General features: G+C 41.4%; 19 protein-coding genes. 10 read left to right on the top strand and 9 right to left on the bottom strand.

Features of this window, described 5'->3' with window-relative positions; translation table 11 throughout:
- The first annotated feature begins 6 nt into the window (after positions 1-6).
- The 7 genes from RB2501_RS01060 (at position 7) to RB2501_RS01030 (ending at position 5500) form a co-directional block, all read left to right on the top strand.
- Complete coding sequence (locus RB2501_RS01060) at positions 7-1881, top strand: nickel-dependent hydrogenase large subunit (protein WP_012813797.1); 1875 nt, start codon at positions 7-9, stop codon at positions 1879-1881.
- A complete protein-coding gene (locus tag RB2501_RS01055) occupies positions 1868-2422 on the top strand; it encodes a hypothetical protein (protein WP_041326878.1) in 555 nt (184 codons plus the stop codon). The genes RB2501_RS01060 and RB2501_RS01055 overlap by 14 nt, the downstream gene beginning before the upstream one ends.
- Positions 2419-2817, top strand: coding sequence for a hypothetical protein (locus tag RB2501_RS01050; RefSeq protein WP_012813795.1), 399 nt, complete (start codon positions 2419-2421; stop codon positions 2815-2817). Before RB2501_RS01055 ends, RB2501_RS01050 begins: the two co-directional genes overlap by 4 nt.
- A gap of 1 nt (position 2818) precedes the next feature.
- The gene (locus RB2501_RS01045) at positions 2819-3112 is read left to right on the top strand and encodes a hypothetical protein (RefSeq protein WP_012813794.1); all 294 of its coding nucleotides are present in this window, start codon (positions 2819-2821) and stop codon (positions 3110-3112) included.
- On the top strand, positions 3066-3923 hold the full coding sequence (locus RB2501_RS01040) for a DUF6503 family protein (protein WP_202944103.1): 858 nt from the start codon (positions 3066-3068) through the stop codon (positions 3921-3923). Before RB2501_RS01045 ends, RB2501_RS01040 begins: the two co-directional genes overlap by 47 nt.
- A gap of 5 nt (positions 3924-3928) precedes the next feature.
- On the top strand, positions 3929-4447 hold the full coding sequence (locus RB2501_RS01035) for a hydrogenase maturation protease (protein WP_012813792.1): 519 nt from the start codon (positions 3929-3931) through the stop codon (positions 4445-4447).
- A 69-nt stretch (positions 4448-4516) separates the two neighbouring features.
- Positions 4517-5500: a hypothetical protein gene (locus tag RB2501_RS01030; RefSeq protein WP_012813791.1), complete on the top strand. Its 984-nt coding sequence runs from the start codon at positions 4517-4519 to the stop codon at positions 5498-5500.
- A gap of 1 nt (position 5501) precedes the next feature.
- Here RB2501_RS01030 and RB2501_RS01025 read toward each other — a convergent pair whose 3' ends face one another.
- From RB2501_RS01025 to hypF, 7 genes are read right to left on the bottom strand one after another with little or no spacing between them, the layout of a single operon-like run.
- On the bottom strand, positions 5502-6272 hold the full coding sequence (locus RB2501_RS01025) for an ATP-binding protein (protein WP_012813790.1): 771 nt from the start codon (positions 6270-6272) through the stop codon (positions 5502-5504).
- 15 nt (positions 6273-6287) lie between these two features.
- Positions 6288-6545: a HypC/HybG/HupF family hydrogenase formation chaperone gene (locus RB2501_RS01020; protein ID WP_012813789.1), complete on the bottom strand. Its 258-nt coding sequence runs from the start codon at positions 6543-6545 to the stop codon at positions 6288-6290.
- 16 nt (positions 6546-6561) lie between these two features.
- Positions 6562-7203 (bottom strand): TetR/AcrR family transcriptional regulator, encoded by a 642-nt coding sequence (locus RB2501_RS01015; protein WP_012813788.1) that lies wholly within the window; start codon positions 7201-7203, stop codon positions 6562-6564.
- A gap of 34 nt (positions 7204-7237) precedes the next feature.
- Complete coding sequence (locus tag RB2501_RS01010; RefSeq protein ID WP_012813787.1) at positions 7238-9355, bottom strand: TonB-dependent receptor plug domain-containing protein; 2118 nt, start codon at positions 9353-9355, stop codon at positions 7238-7240.
- A gap of 56 nt (positions 9356-9411) precedes the next feature.
- A complete protein-coding gene (gene hypE / locus RB2501_RS01005; RefSeq protein ID WP_238528083.1) occupies positions 9412-10470 on the bottom strand; it encodes a hydrogenase expression/formation protein HypE in 1059 nt (352 codons plus the stop codon).
- A 17-nt stretch (positions 10471-10487) separates the two neighbouring features.
- Entirely contained in the window at positions 10488-11588 is a 1101-nt protein-coding gene (hypD, locus tag RB2501_RS01000) for a hydrogenase formation protein HypD (RefSeq protein WP_012813785.1), read from the bottom strand.
- Positions 11585-13873, bottom strand: coding sequence for a carbamoyltransferase HypF (hypF, locus tag RB2501_RS00995; protein WP_041326876.1), 2289 nt, complete (start codon positions 13871-13873; stop codon positions 11585-11587). Before hypF ends, hypD begins: the two co-directional genes overlap by 4 nt.
- 1029 nt (positions 13874-14902) lie before the next feature.
- On the opposite strand from hypF, the gene RB2501_RS00990 reads away from it, so the two are divergent.
- From RB2501_RS00990 to RB2501_RS00980, 3 genes are all read left to right on the top strand, one after another.
- Positions 14903-15193: a helix-turn-helix domain-containing protein gene (locus RB2501_RS00990; RefSeq protein WP_012813782.1), complete on the top strand. Its 291-nt coding sequence runs from the start codon at positions 14903-14905 to the stop codon at positions 15191-15193.
- A 139-nt stretch (positions 15194-15332) separates the two neighbouring features.
- Entirely contained in the window at positions 15333-15674 is a 342-nt protein-coding gene (locus RB2501_RS00985) for a plasmid mobilization protein (RefSeq protein WP_012813781.1), read from the top strand.
- Entirely contained in the window at positions 15671-16717 is a 1047-nt protein-coding gene (locus tag RB2501_RS00980; RefSeq protein ID WP_012813780.1) for a relaxase/mobilization nuclease domain-containing protein, read from the top strand. Before RB2501_RS00985 ends, RB2501_RS00980 begins: the two co-directional genes overlap by 4 nt.
- A gap of 116 nt (positions 16718-16833) precedes the next feature.
- Here the strand turns inward: RB2501_RS00980 and RB2501_RS00975 are convergent, their stop codons facing one another.
- Positions 16834-17793, bottom strand: a complete 960-nt coding sequence (locus RB2501_RS00975; RefSeq protein WP_012813779.1) for a DNA adenine methylase — start codon at positions 17791-17793, stop codon at positions 16834-16836.
- Positions 17794-19254 (bottom strand): hypothetical protein, encoded by a 1461-nt coding sequence (locus tag RB2501_RS00970; protein WP_012813778.1) that lies wholly within the window; start codon positions 19252-19254, stop codon positions 17794-17796.
- Positions 19255-19402 lie beyond the last annotated feature (148 nt).

The following is a 19402-nucleotide window of genomic DNA, read 5'->3' as shown; positions in this document are numbered from 1 at the left end:
TCGCCTATGTGCTTTAAAAATTTACCGATTGCTTTTGATGAACAAGGAAATGCTTATCTAAAAGAGGGCCTTGCGGACCCCTATGAACATAAAGTAGTTGACTTAGGCGAGGAACAGGAAGTTTTAAAAGGGCTCTTGGAACGCAATGGATTCATCAGAAACATCGACTATGATCCCGTAACTCGAGTGGCAGGGGCTTTGGCTTTTCATAGTGTGGTCGATCTGGAAAAGCGGAAAGTATTATCTACCAATTCCATGGCTACCCTTTTTCGTGGTTATGAGGTGATTCTCAAAGGGCGCGATCCAAGGGATGCTGCCTATATCAGTAGTCGAGCCTGCGGAGTTTGTGGTGGAGTGCACGCTACTACTGCTGCCTTGGCCATTGAAATGGCCTTGGGGATTAAACCACCACCATTGGGAATTGTAATGCGTAATATTCTTCTGGCGATAGAGTACCTGTACGATCACCCTTTACATCTTTTTCTGTTGGCTGGCCCTGATTATTCAGAGGAGTTGGTGCGTGAAACCAATCCTGAACTTTTGGATAAGGCGGCCAATACAAAAGCCAAGAATAAAGAGGTACACGGTTATGATACCATTTTGGATATCATGAAAGATTTAAATCCCTTGAAGGGCAAATTATACTTGGAGGCCTTGAGCATGACGCGGGTGGCCAGGGAAGCTTACGTGTTGATAGGTGGTAAATACCCACACCCTCAATCAGTCGTCCCAGGCGGACTTTCCGTAACTGTCAACATTACCGTACTTAACGAAGTCTATAGTCGATTGATCAAGTTTTTTGACTACAGCCAAAAGGTAACCGGAATCTGGGACGATGTTTTCGATTTCTTTTTGGAAAGCAATCCGGAGTATGCTAAGTGCGGTATTCGCCCTGCCACCATGATGGATACTGGCGTATGGGATAGACCGGAACATTACGATGCCTCTTTTGAAAATTGTGATAAATGGGGAGAGGCACGATGGTCCACTCCAGGAGTGTTGGTGGATGGAGAAGTGGTCACCACAAAACTTACCGAACTCAATGCCGGGATAGAAGAATTTGTGGAGCACTCTTATTATGAAAAATGGGACGGACATCGCTTTAAGGAAGATGCCAATGGAATGCCCTTAAGTCCCAACCATCCTTGGAACAAGGAAACCATTCCAAAACCTGGAAAGCAAAGCTGGAAAGACCGTTATAGTTGGGATACCGCTCCTACTTGGGATAGAATGCCCATGGAAGCCGGCGCATATACACGAATGTATCTGACTGCCAAGGCCCAAAAAGCCCCTGCAAGTAGGTTCTTGGAAAATACAGGCACCAGCATGAAAATTCATGTGCCCAAGCACTATCTACCCGAGAAAACTTTGGAATGGAAGATTCCCGAACATTGGAATGCCTTTGAACGCAATAGGGCAAGGGCCTATTGTATTCCTTACTCTGCCATGGTAGCCATGGAGAATTGGTTGTTGGCCATGGATTTGATCAAGAATGGGGAAACCAAAGTGAGCGTACCCTACGAAATTCCTAAAAAAGGAACACATATTGGATTTGGTGCATGGGGCGCCGGTAGAGGTTTTTTAACCCACCATCTTATTGTTGAGAACGGTGTCATCGATAATTATCAGATTATTACCCCTTCCACATTAAATGCGGCACCAAGAACACCCTGGGGAGAAATGGGCCCCTATGAAGAGGCGGTGCTCAATACTCCGATCCTTGAAAAGTTCGACAATCCGGAGGATTATAAAGGAATAGATATTTTAAGGGCGATACGGAGTTTTGATCCCTGTATGCCGTGTACCACGCATATTATGGCCAAGGATACCGACCATATGGTAACACGGGAAGTAACAACCTGTGCCTGTGGGGTCGAGTAAAAATGTGCTTATTGGTACGGTAGGCTATCATATACTTCGCAACCATTCGGTTGGGCCAATTCTGCTACCTCAATTACAATCCATTTCATGGAATGGCCCGGTTACCGTAGAAGAAATGAACTGGGGACCTATAGCCATTGTCCAATATTTCCAGACGTTAAAAAAGTCTTTTGATCGGGTGGTTTTTTTGGTGGCCATTGAAAGGCCCGAAAGAAAAATTGGTGATATATCCGTGTATCAGTGGTTAGGTCATTTACCTTCTGAAAAACAAATTCAGGCCTGTGTTGGTGATGCGGCCACCGGGGTCATCTCGGTTGAAAACCTCTTGGTCATTGGTGAGCACTTCAAGATTTGGCCAAAAGAGGTCTATTTGGTTGATGTTGAACCTGGAGCGGAACAGGCGGGGGAGTATCTAACAGCTGAAGTTGAGGCAAAAATTCCTGAAATTTTGCGTATTTTAGGGCAGTTTGCTCAAGAAAACGATATTGTTTTAGAGACCGAAAAATTAAGGGGAGATACTTTATTTGAAGAAAGTGTATGAAAAATGAATCGGTAGAAGATAGTGCATTGCGCTCCTTGTTCTGGAAGGAAGAAATACTGCAGGTCATGTATTGGATGCATGGTGAAGGTATGGGCAGCGAGGTAAGCCTTACCCAAATGCTTCCCTTTCTCAATACGTCCTATCAAAATTTGGAATACCATCTAAATAAGCTTACAGATATCGGATTGTTAGTGATGCTGGATAAAGATGGAAATATCCACTATAAATTATCGAAATCAGGCAAAAAAGAGGGGGGTCGACAGTTTGCTGAAGCTTTTCAGGGTATGCAAAAAGCAGGTCATGGCGAATGCGGCCCTGATTGTGAATTCTGTTACGGTCCAGACGGTGTCAAACTTGACAATTGTGTCCATAACTGTGCAAGCGGCTCCCACTAATATGAAACCCGTACTATTCAACAACGTAGAGTTTAAGGAGATTATGCAGTATGTGCAGGAACTGGTGAAGCAGTCGGGGAACATTCCTGATGAAGAAACCAGGGAACTTACGGCTGAAATTTTAAAGTATTTTGATTTAATGCACCGGGAGCCACTTTCAAGAATGCTGCAGGCCATTGAACGTAGTTATCCCGATTTGAAGGATACCCTGAAACAAGACTATACCATAAACACACTTTTGGAACTTTATGATTTTGAAAATACCAACCTTCCTGATAAGCAAGAGAAAACATAGTCTTCTTCTTATTGTATTGATTGGCCTTTTGGGCCTGGGATGCAAGGGTGATTCTAAAAAAGATAGTTCGGTAGAACGAACAGTACCTGCCAAGGAAGAATTGAGCAAAGCTGACAAACTCGTCAAAGAGGCGATACATAGTGCCGGAGGTATGGGCAATTGGTCCGCTAAGAAGACCATGTCCTACACAAAAAACATTCAAAGCTTTGATTCCAGCGGAACTTTATTGCGAACCGTTGCACAAATACATAAGTACCAATTAAAACCTTCCTTCAAGACTTATATGAGCTGGGAACTCGATGGTAACAAACACGAAATAGTTAATAACGGCAAGCAGGCCTGGAAACTGGTAAACGGGGAAATTCAAGAAGATAAGGTGGCCGTAAATTCAGCCTGGAATTCATCATTCGGCTCACAATATATGGTATGTATGCCATTTAAATTAAAGGCTCCCGGAACCCTATTGAAATATGAAGGAATTGATACCCTGTCCAATAACAGAATAGTTCACAATCTTCAGGTCACCTATGAAAAGGGAGCGGGAAGCTCAGGAGGGATGCATACATGGAACTACTATTTGAATACAGACAATTATCAGTTTGTGGCCAACTTTTTGGATCATGGAAAAGGATACACCTATACCGATTATGACACTTTTATAGAAGTTGACGGCATAGTGGTAACCAAGGAAAGAAAAAGTTATGTTTCCAATGAAAACAGGGAACCCGTATACTTAAGAACTGTTTATAGTAATTCCAATATTCAATTTGACATAGAATTACCAGAGGAATTGTTTAAAGTAAAGAACTAGATGGGTTGGCTGATGCGTTGAAAAAGATCCTGGTTGCGGGAGTTGGTAATGAATTGAAGCAGGATGATGCCTTTGGTATTGAGTTCGCCAAAAAGTTTCGGGATGCTGTCTCGCACTTAGACCATATTATGGTCATGGAGGTAGGTATCGGGGGGATTCATTTGGTGCAAGAGTTACATGCAGGCTATGATATTCTGATTTTGGCGGATGCCGTGGCTTGGGGAGAAGAAGCGGGCCACATCTACTTTAGGGAGATGGAAAAGGTTTCGGATATCGAAGAAATGCCTGTTTTTGAAAAAAGAACTTTTTTGGCCGATATGCACTATACCAACCCCATTCGGGCGTTGATGTTGGCAAAAGCACTGAAGGTATTGCCCAATGAAGTGTATATACTGGGTTGTGAGGCTGCACAGCATGATGATTTTGCGGTTGGTATGAGTGAAGCAGTGGAAGACGCCCTCCCAAAAGCCATGCGTAAATTGCAAAATTGGTTGAGCCAGAAAAAACTTGCAAATTTTGAATAAAGAACAACAGTAAGAAACGGTTTCATTGTATTCCTGAATTTCGTATTTTTAAAATGTAAACAGCTTGTTATGAATCAAGACATTAAGCCTTCGAAGGGCCCAAAAGAATCACAGAAAAAATCAGAAGAAAAAATTCCTTGGTGGGTTGATTTACAGGTTAAGGATTTGGTAAGACCCATCACCGTTAAGCGTATGCAATTGTTATCGGCAGGGGCATTGGTGCTTGCCCTAGCTGTTGTAGGTTATTATGCGTGGGAAAATTTACTAAGGGAGCCCACGGGAGCGGAATTTGTGGATGAGATTGTTGACGCTGCCGGTGGCCTGGATACATGGAACGATATTGATCAAGGACAGTTTACCCGTACCCACAACTTATATGACGAAACGGGGGAATTATTAAAATCTACCGAAGAGACCTTTTACTTTAAACGAACCGTGGAAGGGCTAAAGCTCCAGGTTAAATCTGTCGGAGATAACGATAGCGAAGTAGTTGTGGGCAAAGATGATTATGGCTTTTGGGCAACAAAGGACAATCAAACCGTTGATCCGATGATTGCCGCCAAGGAAGAGGGCATGATGTGTGATTCTAAATTCTGCGACCCCCAGTGCGCTTCGTCAATGGCGTTCTTCAGGTTTTCAATGCCCTTTAAACTGAAAGATAGGGGCGTGAACGCAAGTTTGGCGTCTACAGGCTTCAATATCGCCGAGTTGAACCTATTGGGAGGGTCCGGCAAAGAACCTACTTTACTGGATATTTCGTATGATCCTGAAGTAGGGAAGGACAGTTGGCGATTTTATGTCGACACTCAGGATAAACTGATACACAAGGTGGAATATTACAACAAATCCGATAAGGGAGAGACCAGACCTGAAGAAATTTATTGGACCGATCACAAAACCGTGGATGGAATTACATTCAGCCATCGTTGGACCCGTTATTGGCCCAATGGCAAGGTCATGGACGAATATGTATATTCAGATGTTGATTTGGGCCGCGAATTACCCGATGGTTTCTTCAACAGAAGAGATGGCTCGGAACTTGTGGAGCGTTGAACTAATTCTTCAAAATAGCAGCACTTAGTGCTTCCAGGGCTTTTACAACTTTCGCCTCCGGGTCAAAATCTATTACAGATTTTCCTTTTAAATCGGCTGCCATGACCTGTTCATCAAAGGGCACAAATACCGCTATAGGTAGGTTTATCTTTGCACAGTATTCGCGTATCGCCATTTCATCCTCTTTGGTCCGTACTTTATTGGCAATGGCCTCAACCTGTCCAATGCCTAATTGTTGTGCCATTTCAGCAAATCTTGAGGCTGCCTCAAGCGATCTGTAGTAAGGTTCCACCACAGTATATATTTTATCCACGTACTTCGAAGTACCGCGCTTCATATGCTCTAAGGATGCCTCCGTATCCAAAACCATGATTTGTCCCTGTTCTGAACTTAGTGCAGCATTCACCAATTCGCGGACTACTGTATGGGAACCGCACATACATCCGGTACCGGCCTTTTCGGGCTTGCCCACCATTAATAAGGTCACGTTATCCGTGGCTTTTTGCCCATAGGTTTCCAAGACTTCCTGAAATGGCATCCTTACTTGAAATTTCCATTTGCCATCTTCAGTCTCAACCCTTTCGATGATATCGGTACTTAAATTAGGTGGCCCCGCATCAGATTTGTCAATTCCCAAAACAATGGAGAGATTGGGATTGGGATCGCCATCAATAGCAAGTACTTTATCCCCCTTGGCTCCTAAAATACGACAAAGTGTACCGCTAATGGTCGTTTTGCCTACCCCTCCTTTTCCTGCTATTGCTATCTTCATTTCAATTTGGTATTATTATTCCTCATCGGGTCGAATATCATCAAGTTCGTCCGTTCCCAGAAGAAAATCCATGGTTCGCTTCGCCTCTTCTTCATCAACAATGCTCATGGCCACACCTACATGCACAAGTACATAATCACCTTCTTTTGCCTCCGGTACCAGCCCCAGATTGATTTTCTTCACTATTCCATCAAAGGAAACCTTGCCTATTTTGAACACACTTTCAACGGTATCTTCAAAGCCAATAATTTTTCCAGGTACTGCCAAACACATGAACTAGGATTTACAATTAAGGTAATTTACGGAAATCCACTGAGATAGATTGGTCCAAGTAAAATTTTAATTGTGGAAGGATCACCGCTTCAAACTCCATCCAACCTGCTTCCGTGAACAATGGTATCAATTGGTTCCAGACAAACTCCTTAAAGTGGCCTTCACCGATATCGGTTTTACCCCGCACTTGGCGTTGGGTGAGCCAGAACGTGATGATCATCCATATGGACTCAGCAAGATGTTGATACTGATTTTCCATTTTTTCTGGCCTTAAGATTTCTTTTTCCACATTGAGCAAAAGCCATTCATGTATTTGTGCAATCATTTTCTCTACATAATCCACCCGTTTTGAATGCAACTTTGGATAGGCCCGTTCAATTTCCAAAAGATCTAGAAAATAAAACGAATAACGATTCAGTATAAAAAAATAGCGCCCCAGATGATTGTCAAAATCAAGCAATGAAGGAAAGTTTTGGTCTATCGAAAGCAGTAGCTCCAATTCTTCCCCCAATTCGGAATCTATGGCGAGAACGATGGCTTTCTTGCTGTGATAGTGATAAGCAAGATTCCCTACACTTATTCCGGTCTCATCAGCAATTTGTTGCAGTCGAACATTGACCAGCCCCTTTTGGTTAAAAAGCCCAATTGCTGATTTCAATATTTTCTGTTTTGTACTGCCCACAATTGATGTACTATTTACCAGCGACGCCCAGTTTGATTATGAGTTGGGCATTAATGCTTCGACCCGGAGCAAAAAATCGGGTTTGATTTCCAGGAGTGCCTCTAAAAACATGACTTTGGTATTCTTTGTCCGTAAGGTTGTCCACAGATAGCACCAACTTGGAATAGGGAAACTTTGGCCAGACCTCATGCAGATTTATTCCGCCACTGATATTGAAAAGGCTATAACCATCGGTTTCCCTTTCCGTGGGGGCCGGTCTATCTTGCTTGCTTGTAAAGATGCCTTCCACCCGTCCGAAAAATGCATTGCGGTTATCTCGAAGTTGAAATCCGAAAATGTTTTGATCCGCAGGCATAAAGGCAAGGTTTTCATCAGTTTCCCGGTCTTTTCCCCTAATATAGGAACCTGTCCAGAAAACACTGGACAACTTGCCAATAGCATAGCTCAGCTGATATTCCCAACCTGTCAGTCTGGCTTCCCCCACGGCTTGATTCTGAACATTCGGAGTACCCTGAAAATCCACACTGACCGGGACATACAGATCATTCAGGAAATTTTGGTAAAAATTGAGGCCGATATCGAACTTTGAACCATCGTAAGCATAACCCAATTCGTAGAATACTCCTTTTTCAGGACCAAGATCGGGGTTAGGGATGACCCCATCGGCAAAATTGTATTTGGAAAACAAATCTGGGGCCCGGAATGAGTTGGCCAAATTGATCGAGAAATCTGATCTGTCCGATGCATGGATTTTAGCACCTATGTTACCGGTAAGGGCGGTGTTGTTATCTGAAGTGTTGTCCTCATTGTATAAATCGGCGATTTCTGGAATAAAAAAGGGTTCGTCCTCTATTTCTGTCTTGAAATTATCAAACCGTAGTGCGAACAACAGATCAACAACCTCACTGGGTTTCCATTCCTCAACGGCAAATACCCCAAAGAAAGTCGCATCACTATCCGGTTGGATTTGTCCTGGCGGCGGTGCCACTTGATTCACTTGTGCACCCATTGGATTAAATATGTCCACAACCAACTCCCTTTTAGTACCAAAACGATGTTCCCTCAAAAAATCCGCACCGACGGTCAACTTGGAATTTTCTGCCAATCGAAGTGCTGTAAAGGCCTTGAAACCACCAAAATCCACATCCACGTCCAAGCTGACATCGATTCTTCGATTGATGTCCATAGTGTCTTCAAAAAATACATTGGTCACTTGGTCAATGTGCAGTCTTTGCTGTTTGAAATATGCATTGAATCCCACCTCTTCAATAGTGTTCGATATATTTTTACCGGTATAATTGAAATTGTAACCGGTCTGCTCATCGGGAGCAAAAACACGGTCACGTACCGGCGGACCCGGTGCTCCTAACCCACCTGGAAAGCCCACGTTGTCATTTTTAAAATATTTTCCGCTAAATTCAAGACGATGATTCTCGGAAGGAGAATATCCAATATTCCAATCAAAATAGGCTGATTTGAATTGGCTGTTTGGCACCTCACCCCCAGGCGTATCTGTATTATCGGCATCACGCAGACCTCCTCCGATTAAAAAATCAAAACCATTACCTCTTCCTTCCACTTCAAGGCGTCCCCTCGAATAGGAATTGACGGACTGATAGCCCCCATAAAGGCTGGTGCCAACCTTGAAATCTTTGCCGTATCCATTTTCTGCTCTTCTGGTAATTACATTGACCAATCCACTTACTGCATCACTGCCCCAGAAGGCAGAGGCAGGGCCCTTAATCACTTCAACCCTCTCAATTTGCCATGGATCGATCAAGGCGTAGCTTCTGATTCGTCCGCCCACAAAGGAATTTCCATCGATAAGAATGGGCGCGCGTTCCCTGGAAAGGCCTCTTATTATAGGAGTGCTGGTGATGCCTCCATCGTTTTGAATGGCGACACCCGGAATGTACTTTAAAGTTTCCGTGGCAGAGGGGGGCTGCGTTTCAAGAATAGTGCGTTGACTTACTAGGGCTACCGTAATCGGCAGGTCTTTTAGGGGGGAAGAAGATCGTGCCGCAGTGACTTCTACAGGGTCTATTTGTATAGTATCCTGAGTTTGTTCCTGTGCGAAGAAAAGTGCGTGCGCAAATAGCAAAATAGCAGTAAGAGCAATGTTTTTCATGAGTTTAGGTTTGGTTTGATTGACAAAATAGAAAATAATTTCTAAACCAAAAATATTCAACAAATCCGTGGCAATTGTTCTCCTGCCAGCATATTAACAATGCGTCTACCCCCAATGGCGCTTTTGAGCACCACCTGTTTTGGATGGTTTTCTGTTACATCACCGATAATGGAAGCATTTGCGCCATATTCCATACTTTGAAGCTTTTCGACCACTTTTTCGGAAATCGCATCTTTGACCACTGCAATGAAGATGCCCTCATTCGCTACATAAAGCGGGTCCAAGCCGAGAATTTCGCAAAGTGCGCTTACCTCATTTTGTAAAGGAAGGTCTTTTTGCAGGATTTCTATACCCAGATTTCTGTCTCTGGCAATTTCATTTAAGACGGTTGCCACCCCGCCTCGAGTGGGGTCCTTGAGCAAATGAATATCCACCCCAAATGTGTCGAGCAGCTCGGAAACCATATGGCTTAGTCCGCGGGTGTCACTTTTTAATTCGGATTCGAACTCCAACCCTTCCCTCACGGACATTATGGCAACACCATGGGTCGCAATGGAGTCACTTACGATAATCTTATCCCCTGGTTGCACATTAGAAGGAGCAATATCCGCTTTGGCATGTAATTGCCCGATACCGGTAGTATTGATGAATATTTTATCCCCCTTTCCTCTTTCGACCACTTTGGTGTCTCCGGTTACAATCTGAATATTCGCCTGTTCCGCTGCGGATTTTATGGATACCAATATTTCCCAGAACTCGGTCATTTTTAGGCCTTCCTCCAGAATAAAACTCAAGGAAAGGTATTGTGGAATTGCCCCGCACATGGCCAAATCGTTTACCGTGCCATTTACTGCCAGTTCACCAATGTTGCTATCCGGAAAAAAAATAGGAGAGATGACAAAACTATCGGTAGTAAATGCGGTTTTTCCCTCTAAGGTCAACATAGCTCCATCATGGCGCTGTTGCAAGTGTTCATTGTCAAAGAGATGAAAAACACCGGAATCCAATAATTTGTTTGTCAAAAGGCCACCACTACCATGACCTAATGTGATAATGTCAAAGTCCAATTTAGGCATTGGACATTGCAATTTCATTTTCAGGTTTTTTTTTGACATTGTTGGGATAGGTAAGATTATGCAACGGTTTCTGCGGCTCCACTGAAGTGATAGTATGCGGCACAAGCTCCCTCTGAACTGACCATGGGGGCACCCATCGGATTTTGGGGCGTGCATTTTTTGCCGAACTGTGAACACTGTTTTGGTTTTTTAATGCCTTTTAGAACCAATCCTGCAATACATTCTTTGGGCTCCTCCACTTTTTCGACCTGGATAGTAAACTTTAGATTGGCATCAAAGGCGGCATATTTGGGTCTTACCTCAAACCCACTGGCAGGAATAGTGCCTATACCCCGCCATTCCCGGTCAGAGACCATGAAAATCTTACGGATGAGTTCCTGGGCTTTTGGGTTTCCTTTCGGCTTAACCACACGGCTATATTGATTTTGAAGTTCGGCCTTACCCTTTTCCAATTGTTGAACGGTAAGTAGTATACCCTGCAAAAGGTCCACAGGTTCAAAACCAGTGACTACCATTGGGATTCTGTAATGGGCCACTAATGGATAATATTCATCCATACCCATAATTGTGCATACGTGGCCGGCGGCCAAAAAAGCATCAATTTTACTTTCCTCATCTTCGATGACCGCTTCCATAGCCGGCGGTACCAACACCTGGGAAGCTAAAATGGAATAGTTGGTAAGTCCCAGGTCATAAGCCTTATCAATTGAAAGAGCATTTGCGGGAGCGGTAGTCTCAAAGCCCACCGCAAAAAAGACCACTTCTTTGTCAGGGTTTTCACTTGCGATTTGGACGGCCTCCATTGGAGAATATAAAATGCGTACATCTGCTCCACCAGCTTTGGCCTGGAGCAAACTCTTTTTCGATCCGGGCACACGTAGCATATCTCCAAAAGAACAAAGAATGACATTTTTGCCCTCAGCGAGATAGATGGCTTTATCGATTAAATTAAGCGGGGTAACACAAACCGGACATCCGGGCCCATGAATCATTTGAACCTCTTTAGGTAACAGATCCATAATTCCGTTTTTGACCAGACTATGGGTCTGCCCGCCGCATACTTCCATAACATTCCATTCCCGGGTAACCGTGGAATGTATTTCAGCCAAATATTTTTTTGCCAAATCGGCATCCCTGTATTCGCTAAGAAATTTCATTCTTCAATATTTTGATAATATGCTAATTGCCCCAGGGCAATACCTTCGTCATTGGGAGATACCTGCTGATGAAAATAGAGTTGAAACCTATTTTCTAAATGCATCATCAATAAATCCACTAAAAGTCCGTTCTGAAAAACACCCCCGCTAAAAGCAATTTTCTCAATTGTATTTTCAAGAGCAATTTCTTCGACCATTTTCACCAGTGAATAATGAAACTTGAATGCAATTTCATCCTTGGCAGTGCCATTATTCAAATCCTTGACCACACCTTCAATGATGGGCATAGTCGATATGCCATCAAGATACGATATTTGGGTATCATAGCCTGAATCAAGAGTGTCTTCGTGACGGTCAAAATAAGTTTGTGCCATTGTTTCAAGTCGCAGGGCCGCTTCGCCTTCGTAGGTTTGAGTATCCATAATTCCCAATAGGCAGGCAACAGCGTCAAATAAGCGCCCCATGCTGGAGGTTTTTAGCGGTGGAGTTTTATCCAATAGTCTTTGATATATTTTCCATTCCTTCGTGCTAAACTTGTCTTTCAACAATGGGAGTATGGCAGGGTTCTGCCCTGAATGTGACAGAGCCGAAAGCCGGGGTTCACCAGCCATTTTGTCTCCTAGTATTAAAGGGACATATGCGATATGGGAAAGTCTTTTGATTTTCTTGTTTTCATAAACCAAAAACTCACCACCCCAAATGTTCCGATCATTTCCATATCCCGCGCCATCCCAAACAATTCCTAAGACCCTTTTAGATTTTTGTAGCAGTGAATGTTCGGATAAAACTCCTGCAAAATGAGCAAAATGATGCTGAATGTATACAAGTTTGGTTCTGTTTGCATCCCTTAGGTGCTTACCATATTCGGTAGAATAGTAATCAGGATGTTTATCGACCAAAATGACTTCAGGTTTGCAATTAAGAAGATTTACGAAATGCTCAATGGTTCTTTTGAGGTTTTCAGCACTCTCCAGATAGGTTAAATCTCCTAGATATTGACTTAAATAAAACAGGCCTCCGAAAAGCAATCCAAAAGCACTTTTTTGTGATGCCCCCAAAGCCAAAATCGTCTTTTGTTCTGTTGGTATATCCGGCCAAAAGTAATTCGGGGCAACTCCACGGGATCTACGAATAAGTATTGGTTGCTTTTTAAATGGACTAAAGCGCATTACGCTGTCGTCTTGTGGGGTTACTATTTCCCTATCATTCGTCAGTGCAAAATCCCAAATACCCGATAGTTCTGAAAATATCTTTTTATCCTCAAAAACGATGGATGCGTTGCTTAGATTCCCACTAGTGGCAACGATAGGTTTCCCAAAGGCCTGCATCAGTAAGAGATACAATGGGGTATAAGGCAGCATCACTCCGATTTGATTGAGACCGGGAGCAATATCGCTCAAAGCGATATCTACAGATTTCTTCCTTAGCTGCAACAGCAGGATTGGCGCCACTTCACCAGTAAGCATCTGCTGTTCAGTGGAGTCAACATAACAGTCCTGCTCTATTTTATTTATGTTTGGGTACATGCAGGCAAAAGGCTTGGAAGGTCTGTGCTTCCTCTTCCGAAGCGTTTGGATAGCCTTAGGATTTGTGGCGTCACATGTTAGCAAATATCCGCCAATTCCTTTTATGGCTATAATTTTTCCCTCCTCCCAAAATCTGATTATTTTATCGATTGCCAACTGCGTATTGGCTTCAATTTTCTGACCCTTGTTGTTCCAAAGAGCCACTCGAATACCGCATGCTGCACATGAGTTGGTTTGTGAATGGTAACGGCTTTCTCCAGGATTGCCATATTCTTGCTTACAAGTAGGGCACATTGGATAAGTTTCCATTGTGGTAAATGCCCGTTCATAGGGGAGCTCAGTAATTAGGGAATAACGGGGTCCACACTGTGTACAGGTAATGAAGGGATAGCCCTTTCTTCGGTTGTTGCTTGACAAAACCTCTTTTTTGCAATTCTCGCATACTGCAAAATCTGGGGGAAGGATGAGGGAGGCACATACATCGGATTCATCTTGCAGGATTTGAAAACCTTTGTAGCGCTCTCCAGTTTCCCTGGTAATTTTGTGATTGGTTACCCTTGCCAAAGAAGGTGTTTCATCGATTATAGCCGTATAAAACTCTTTCGCCTGATCTTGGGACCCAGAAAATTTTACATGCACACCATCAAGTGCGTTATAGACAACTCCATTTAAATCTCTTTCCAGCGCAAGCCGATATACGTAAGGACGAAATCCAACACCCTGAACCCTGCCTTTTATGTGGATGTGCCAAGTATTCATGTTCTTGGCAATATAGGTAATATCAGCAATTCGTTAATTTGAAAGACCCAGAAACCTTACTTCTTAAAGTCTGGTTTTTAATACGGTTTAGGGTTCGGAAAATCAGTTTGTGGATAATTACATAATGATATAAAATGGAGGTATAGCAAGTTTGATTCATAATGCATCACATCTGCCGCAAAAGTTAACACGTTCACCAGTATCAAACAGAACTCTTTTAAAAAAGGGCCGTTTTAAAAGACTCGAGAGGTGAAAGAATTAAAGAATCAACGCAAGTCCCATTTCTGTTCTTTTTTGATAGTATCGTTAATTAACCTTTTATGGAACCAATTTCCAATCCTATTGATAGAGAATACTTACTCTTGAGAAGGATTTTAAATGACTTCTAATCAGCATTCTTCTTACCACTACTTATTACTTATATGTTCATATTACAATATGACCATATGATTATATGATGAAATGGTAATTGCTATATAGCACTATAGCATTATTTATAGCAATAATACTTTCAACATCCAATGCATTAATCATTGCTATGTGTATATAAAGCATTGTACATGGTGATGTAGTGTCGAACATTTTGGAAAGTCCTTTTTTAGATAGCCCGACTGTTCATCCTGAACCTTTAAAACCTAATAGTTCTTTTCTCCCTCACCACAACTTTGGTTAACCCTGGTTTCAAGAAAGCCAAAAGCAACGTTTTGGATTTTTGTGGTTAGGGGAAAAAGATGGCTAGGGGAAGCTTTTTGAAAATATTGGGCTGCCATTGAAAAATTCTTCTTTCCCTAACAAAGAGTTTTCTGCGGAAGTTCTCAAAAAACCAATTTTTTGAGAACCCCCTCAAAATAGGGGGATACCGATGGAAAAGCTTATTAGCTTTTCCATCCCTATCCTAAAATTCCCATACAAAATATTTTTGAATATTTCCATGAGTGCCGTACATCAATTCATGTACGGCACTCATGGAAAATGTCGTTTAATGCTGCTAGGTTTGTTCAATAAAGTAAATCATAAAATCACTCTACCATGAAACGAATATTTATCATGGATGACAATGGAATAAGAGAATACGTTCCTGCTGATTCCATTCAAAAAAACATCCCACCATCAACAGAAAATCCCATAGAGGGAAAAGAAGTCGAAGACCAGTTATTGACCATTGCCGACCTGGTTAAAAAATTTAGGGTAACCCGACCCACGATTTACGCTTGGATTGAAAAAGGATTTCTAAAAAAGATACCACTTGGCGGCAGGGTGCTTTTTCATCCAGATGACATCAAAGCCCTTATTGAAAAAATGAGGGAGGCATCTTCCTAACTCTTAAATGGGAAAATCAAAATGTACAGTTCAAATGAAATAGTAATCGGAGTTCGTGAAGCAAGCCATGTTTTTGCATGCAAAAACTGCTCACTCTGTTCGCATGGCTTGTTGGGGATTCTCCCCAAACCCCTAAAATATGGCAAGACCTAAAAAGAACATACAAGATTTAAAAGCAATTCGGCTTAATGTGAGAGTGACCGTCAAAGAATATCTGATAGTAGCTGAAAATGCGGACACCTTGGGAATTACAATTCCCGATTTTATTCGAATGAAAGTAACGGGAAGGGTATTGCCCAGAAAAAGGATTCCGCCAGACAATAGAAAGCTTTTCATCGAATTAGGCCGTATCGGAAACAACCTGAACCAATTGACCAAAAAGGTGCATTTGGGAATGAACAATTCCCCGATATTGATTGAACATCTATCTGCAATGAGGAGCACTTTAGATACCCTGAAAGCAAATATTGTAAAACCGTGATAGCCAAGCAGATTAAGGGAAAGGATTTCTATGGTGTGCTGGCCTATAACGAAAAAAAGGTGGAGCAGGGCGTGGGTTATGTACTGGACACCAACATTTCCTATGGAAAAACCGTTGATATGACCCAAGAATTCAATATAGTCCGACAGCTTCGGCCAAGATTGGGAAAGGCGGTGTATCACGTTTCGTTGAACCTCCCTTATGAGGATACATTAACTGATAAAAAGTTTGTAGCCCTTGGAAACGATTATCTAAAAGGGATGGGGTTCGATGACAACCAATACATCATGTATCGACATAGCGATCAGGAACACGAGCATATCCATATCATTGCCAACAGGGTAAAGTTTTCCGGAGAACTGGTAAGCGACAGCAAAGATTATGAAAGAAGTGAGCGTTTGGTTCGTAAACTTGAACTAAAGTATGGATTGTCTCATCTTGAGAATATCCAATTAACAAGAAAAGCATCGATTACCCATCAAGAAATACAAAAAGCGTTGCGAACAGGGGAAGCTCCCATCAAATTGATGCTTCAGCAATATCTCGAAAGTGCAATCTCAAATTCCAAGAACATAACGGATTTCATCACCGAATTGAGCAAACGGAAAATAAGCCCCAAGTTCAATATTAGCAAAAGCACCGGCAGAGTCACAGGAATATCCTTTAAGTACGATGGCATTATTTACAAGGGAAGCACCTTAGGCCGAAAATATTCATGGAACAATATCATCAAACGTATCGATTATGAACAAGACCGAGACCGTAGAATTATTCTCGAAACTAATATTTCAGAACGAAGAACAGGTGGAGCTTTTGAGGAAAATTCAAGAACAGCAAGAGGAACTAAAGAAAAGACAAAACTTGCTGCACGACTGCCAGACCAGACTTTTGAGCAATCAAAATCAAATATGGAAAAAGCTCAATCAGTTGGATTAATTCCTAGCACGACTGATGATAGTCCATGGAATGCTTTTACCCTGGAGCTTGATGACAAAAAGCGATTCAAAAAGAAGAAGCGAAAAAGAAAACACTCAAGATTATAGCAACATCACCTAAGGTATATGGTCCTGCTAAGTAAATTTTTTTCATAGGCTAAATTTGAATTATGGTGGTTTTTAATCTCAATAAACTTTCTTATTGAAATCGCAGAATCATATTTCTAGACCAACAGTCTTATTTGCGATGCTTTCAAAAATCGAATACCATCAATCACCTGCCCTTGGTCATATACCAAATAATTTGAATTCTCTTTTCTTCGAATTTTAAATTTTAGTGGATTCCAATTATTAAATCTAGGTCTCTCAATATTTGGACTGAAGAAAAGAATTTCCTTGCCTACTTTGGATTCATTGGAAGAATGCACCAACTCATATTCCTTCTGTGTATAACCCTCATAAAGAGAACTTATTTCAGGAACGTTATCATAGGAGACTATCCATTTGACATTTTTGATTGCTTTAATTCGTTCACTAACAGCTTTATGATTTTGTGTTTTGTAATGGTTCAAATAAAGAGAAGTACCTTTGAGATAATATGGCGGATCAAAATAGAACAGGGTATTTTCGAGGTTTGATTCATTTTCGATTTTGTCTATTAGTCTGAGGGCATCTTTCCGGTACAAGCGTATATTTTTTTTCTCTTTAGCGATTGCTTTAATTCGGTTTATAAGATCGACCTTGTTATACCTGCAATCCATTTTGTACTCACCATCTTGGTTTAACCCGCCAATTGGTCTCGCATTTAAAATGCCGGATCTATTTGTCCTATTTAGGAAAAAGGTCGAGAAACCTAACGTGAGTAGGTCAACCTTGGCTTTATTCTGTTGAATATCGTGTTGCTTTTGCCACTCTTTTATTGTTACTTCAGTATTTTCAATTAATTCACAAAGTTTAGAGGTTTGGTTCAATAATGAATGCCAAAAAGCATAAATAGATCTGTCCTTGTCATTTATTGTTATCTTTTCAACAAATCCTTCCATTAATAAAAAGAGTGCTACCGCCGCCCCACCACAATACGGCTCAACGTAATGACCACTTACTTTATTGTCAAGGCAAATTTTGGCAATGAATGCTGAGATTTTATTTTTTCCGCCAGGATAACGGAGGGGTGAATAGTTCATCTATAAACTCTCTTTTTTCAGACTACTAATTAAATCATCTTCCTTTTGCAACAAAAACTCAAGTATCGGGATAAGATTGTCACAAAGAGCTACCGAGTCGGATGGTGTTGCACCGACATTATAATTATGGATGGTCTGGTGAGTCTTTTCCATATCAAAATTCTCAAATGCCTTCCGCACTCCTGTGTTGTCTATTAATTGTGTAAACAAATTTTTTAGTTTTTTAAAATCAGTAAAGGGCTTTTTCGAACCATCAGGGTTGAAAAAAACATTTCGAAAATAGTTAGAATCCTTAAGTTTTTTTGATGGTTCATATTCAGTGTTTTCAACAACATATTTCAATGCACATTCTAAAGCAATTCTTGTCATTGCAGTCTTTGCATTACAATATTTGTCCTTATCCAAGGAATAACACTCATTAATGGGTTTAGTAAGATTTCTCGGTAAAGACTTCCTTTTATAAACCGGTTTTGTTTTCGTACTTCCTCTTTGTGCTGTTGATGATGAGGTCTGAGAGGACGCCTGGGTGGTTCCTGGATTTGTTTGGCTTCCTTGGTTAGATGGTTGACTAGTTTGAGAACTAGAACTGCTGCTGGCCGAGGAGGATTGAGAATTCCCATTTGTTGAACTTGAGGTACTTTTTCCGCAAGGGGTGAATCCATATGGGCTAAGCTTTAAAAAAAATGTTTCTTTCCAGGAATCAATATCTTGAGTTCTTATTTCTGGATAATCTTGCAAATAATGAATCAAAGCCTCAACATAAGAATCAAAGCAGGCCTGATCAGTAACTTTTATCTTGTAAGATGGCTTATTTTGGAAATAATATCCACATTGACGACTGTACCTGAATAGTCTTTCAAAAATTATGGTCTTACCACCACTTTTTCCTCTACCACGTCTCAAAAGTTTTTTTAAATCTTCTTCACCTTTTTTCACTGCCTCATAATAGAAACTCGCTAACTTGATTAATTGAGTTGGGGTGGAATCAATATCTTTCATAGACTCTATTGTGTCGCCCTTACTAAACATTCTATAAACCTCTAGTGCTTTGGCTATTCTATCCCATTCACGGAAAACATTATTTGTATGTTCTTGAAGAATTCTTTTATCCAATTCATCAGGATCATCATATACCAGAATTGGCAAAGTTTTGATGATTTTTTTCTTGAGATCTAATTCGTATTTCGTGGGGTTTCTCAGGGCTTTTACGGCAGCACAGCGTCTATTACCATCTTTTACAAGATAACCACCATCTGTCTTCAAAACCCATAGAGCCTTATCTGCGTGAAATTTTCCGACGCTCACTATGGTTTTAGCGACATCTTCAGCGGCTTCATTATAAAGAAGGTATTGGATTAAATCCTCTTCTTTGTTGCTGCCACTATAGAGTTCTGCAAACCTCGGATTATTAACGTCAAGTTTTAACTTTTTGAGTTCAACGAACTCTATAGTATCAGACATTCTAAAGTAATTTTTGGTTAGAAGTGTTAATTGGATGGGAATATAAGGAAATATGATAAGAGGAAATTACCTACAATTAATTTTTTGGCTAGAATTTTATTTGATAGTCAATAGGAAATTCGTCGAGCTGCACTATGTTTAAATTTTC

The organism is Robiginitalea biformata HTCC2501 (assembly GCF_000024125.1).
GTDB classification, from domain to species: Bacteria; Bacteroidota; Bacteroidia; order Flavobacteriales; family Flavobacteriaceae; genus Robiginitalea; species Robiginitalea biformata.
The sequence above is the reverse complement of the archived record's forward strand: the minus strand, read 5'-3'. Positions and strand labels throughout refer to the sequence as shown.

What these genes read in the sequence shown, in the direction of transcription:
- RB2501_RS01060 (WP_012813797.1), top strand. Translation starts at nt 7, where the DNA reads ATGTGCTTTAAAAATTTACCGATTGCTTTTGATGAACAAGGAAATGCT.
- RB2501_RS01050 (WP_012813795.1), top strand. Translation starts at nt 2,419, where the DNA reads ATGAAAAATGAATCGGTAGAAGATAGTGCATTGCGCTCCTTGTTCTGG.
- RB2501_RS01045 (WP_012813794.1), top strand. Translation starts at nt 2,819, where the DNA reads ATGAAACCCGTACTATTCAACAACGTAGAGTTTAAGGAGATTATGCAG.
- RB2501_RS01040 (WP_202944103.1), top strand. Translation starts at nt 3,066, where the DNA reads ATGATTTTGAAAATACCAACCTTCCTGATAAGCAAGAGAAAACATAGT.
- RB2501_RS01030 (WP_012813791.1), top strand. Translation starts at nt 4,517, where the DNA reads ATGAATCAAGACATTAAGCCTTCGAAGGGCCCAAAAGAATCACAGAAA.
- RB2501_RS01025 (WP_012813790.1), bottom strand. Translation starts at nt 6,272, where the DNA reads ATGAAGATAGCAATAGCAGGAAAAGGAGGGGTAGGCAAAACGACCATT.
- RB2501_RS01020 (WP_012813789.1), bottom strand. Translation starts at nt 6,545, where the DNA reads ATGTGTTTGGCAGTACCTGGAAAAATTATTGGCTTTGAAGATACCGTT.
- RB2501_RS01010 (WP_012813787.1), bottom strand. Translation starts at nt 9,355, where the DNA reads ATGAAAAACATTGCTCTTACTGCTATTTTGCTATTTGCGCACGCACTT.
- hypE (WP_238528083.1), bottom strand. Translation starts at nt 10,470, where the DNA reads ATGTCAAAAAAAAACCTGAAAATGAAATTGCAATGTCCAATGCCTAAA.
- hypD (WP_012813785.1), bottom strand. Translation starts at nt 11,588, where the DNA reads ATGAAATTTCTTAGCGAATACAGGGATGCCGATTTGGCAAAAAAATAT.
- hypF (WP_041326876.1), bottom strand. Translation starts at nt 13,873, where the DNA reads ATGAATACTTGGCACATCCACATAAAAGGCAGGGTTCAGGGTGTTGGA.
- RB2501_RS00990 (WP_012813782.1), top strand. Translation starts at nt 14,903, where the DNA reads ATGAAACGAATATTTATCATGGATGACAATGGAATAAGAGAATACGTT.
- RB2501_RS00985 (WP_012813781.1), top strand. Translation starts at nt 15,333, where the DNA reads ATGGCAAGACCTAAAAAGAACATACAAGATTTAAAAGCAATTCGGCTT.
- RB2501_RS00975 (WP_012813779.1), bottom strand. Translation starts at nt 17,793, where the DNA reads ATGAACTATTCACCCCTCCGTTATCCTGGCGGAAAAAATAAAATCTCA.
- RB2501_RS00970 (WP_012813778.1), bottom strand. Translation starts at nt 19,254, where the DNA reads ATGTCTGATACTATAGAGTTCGTTGAACTCAAAAAGTTAAAACTTGAC.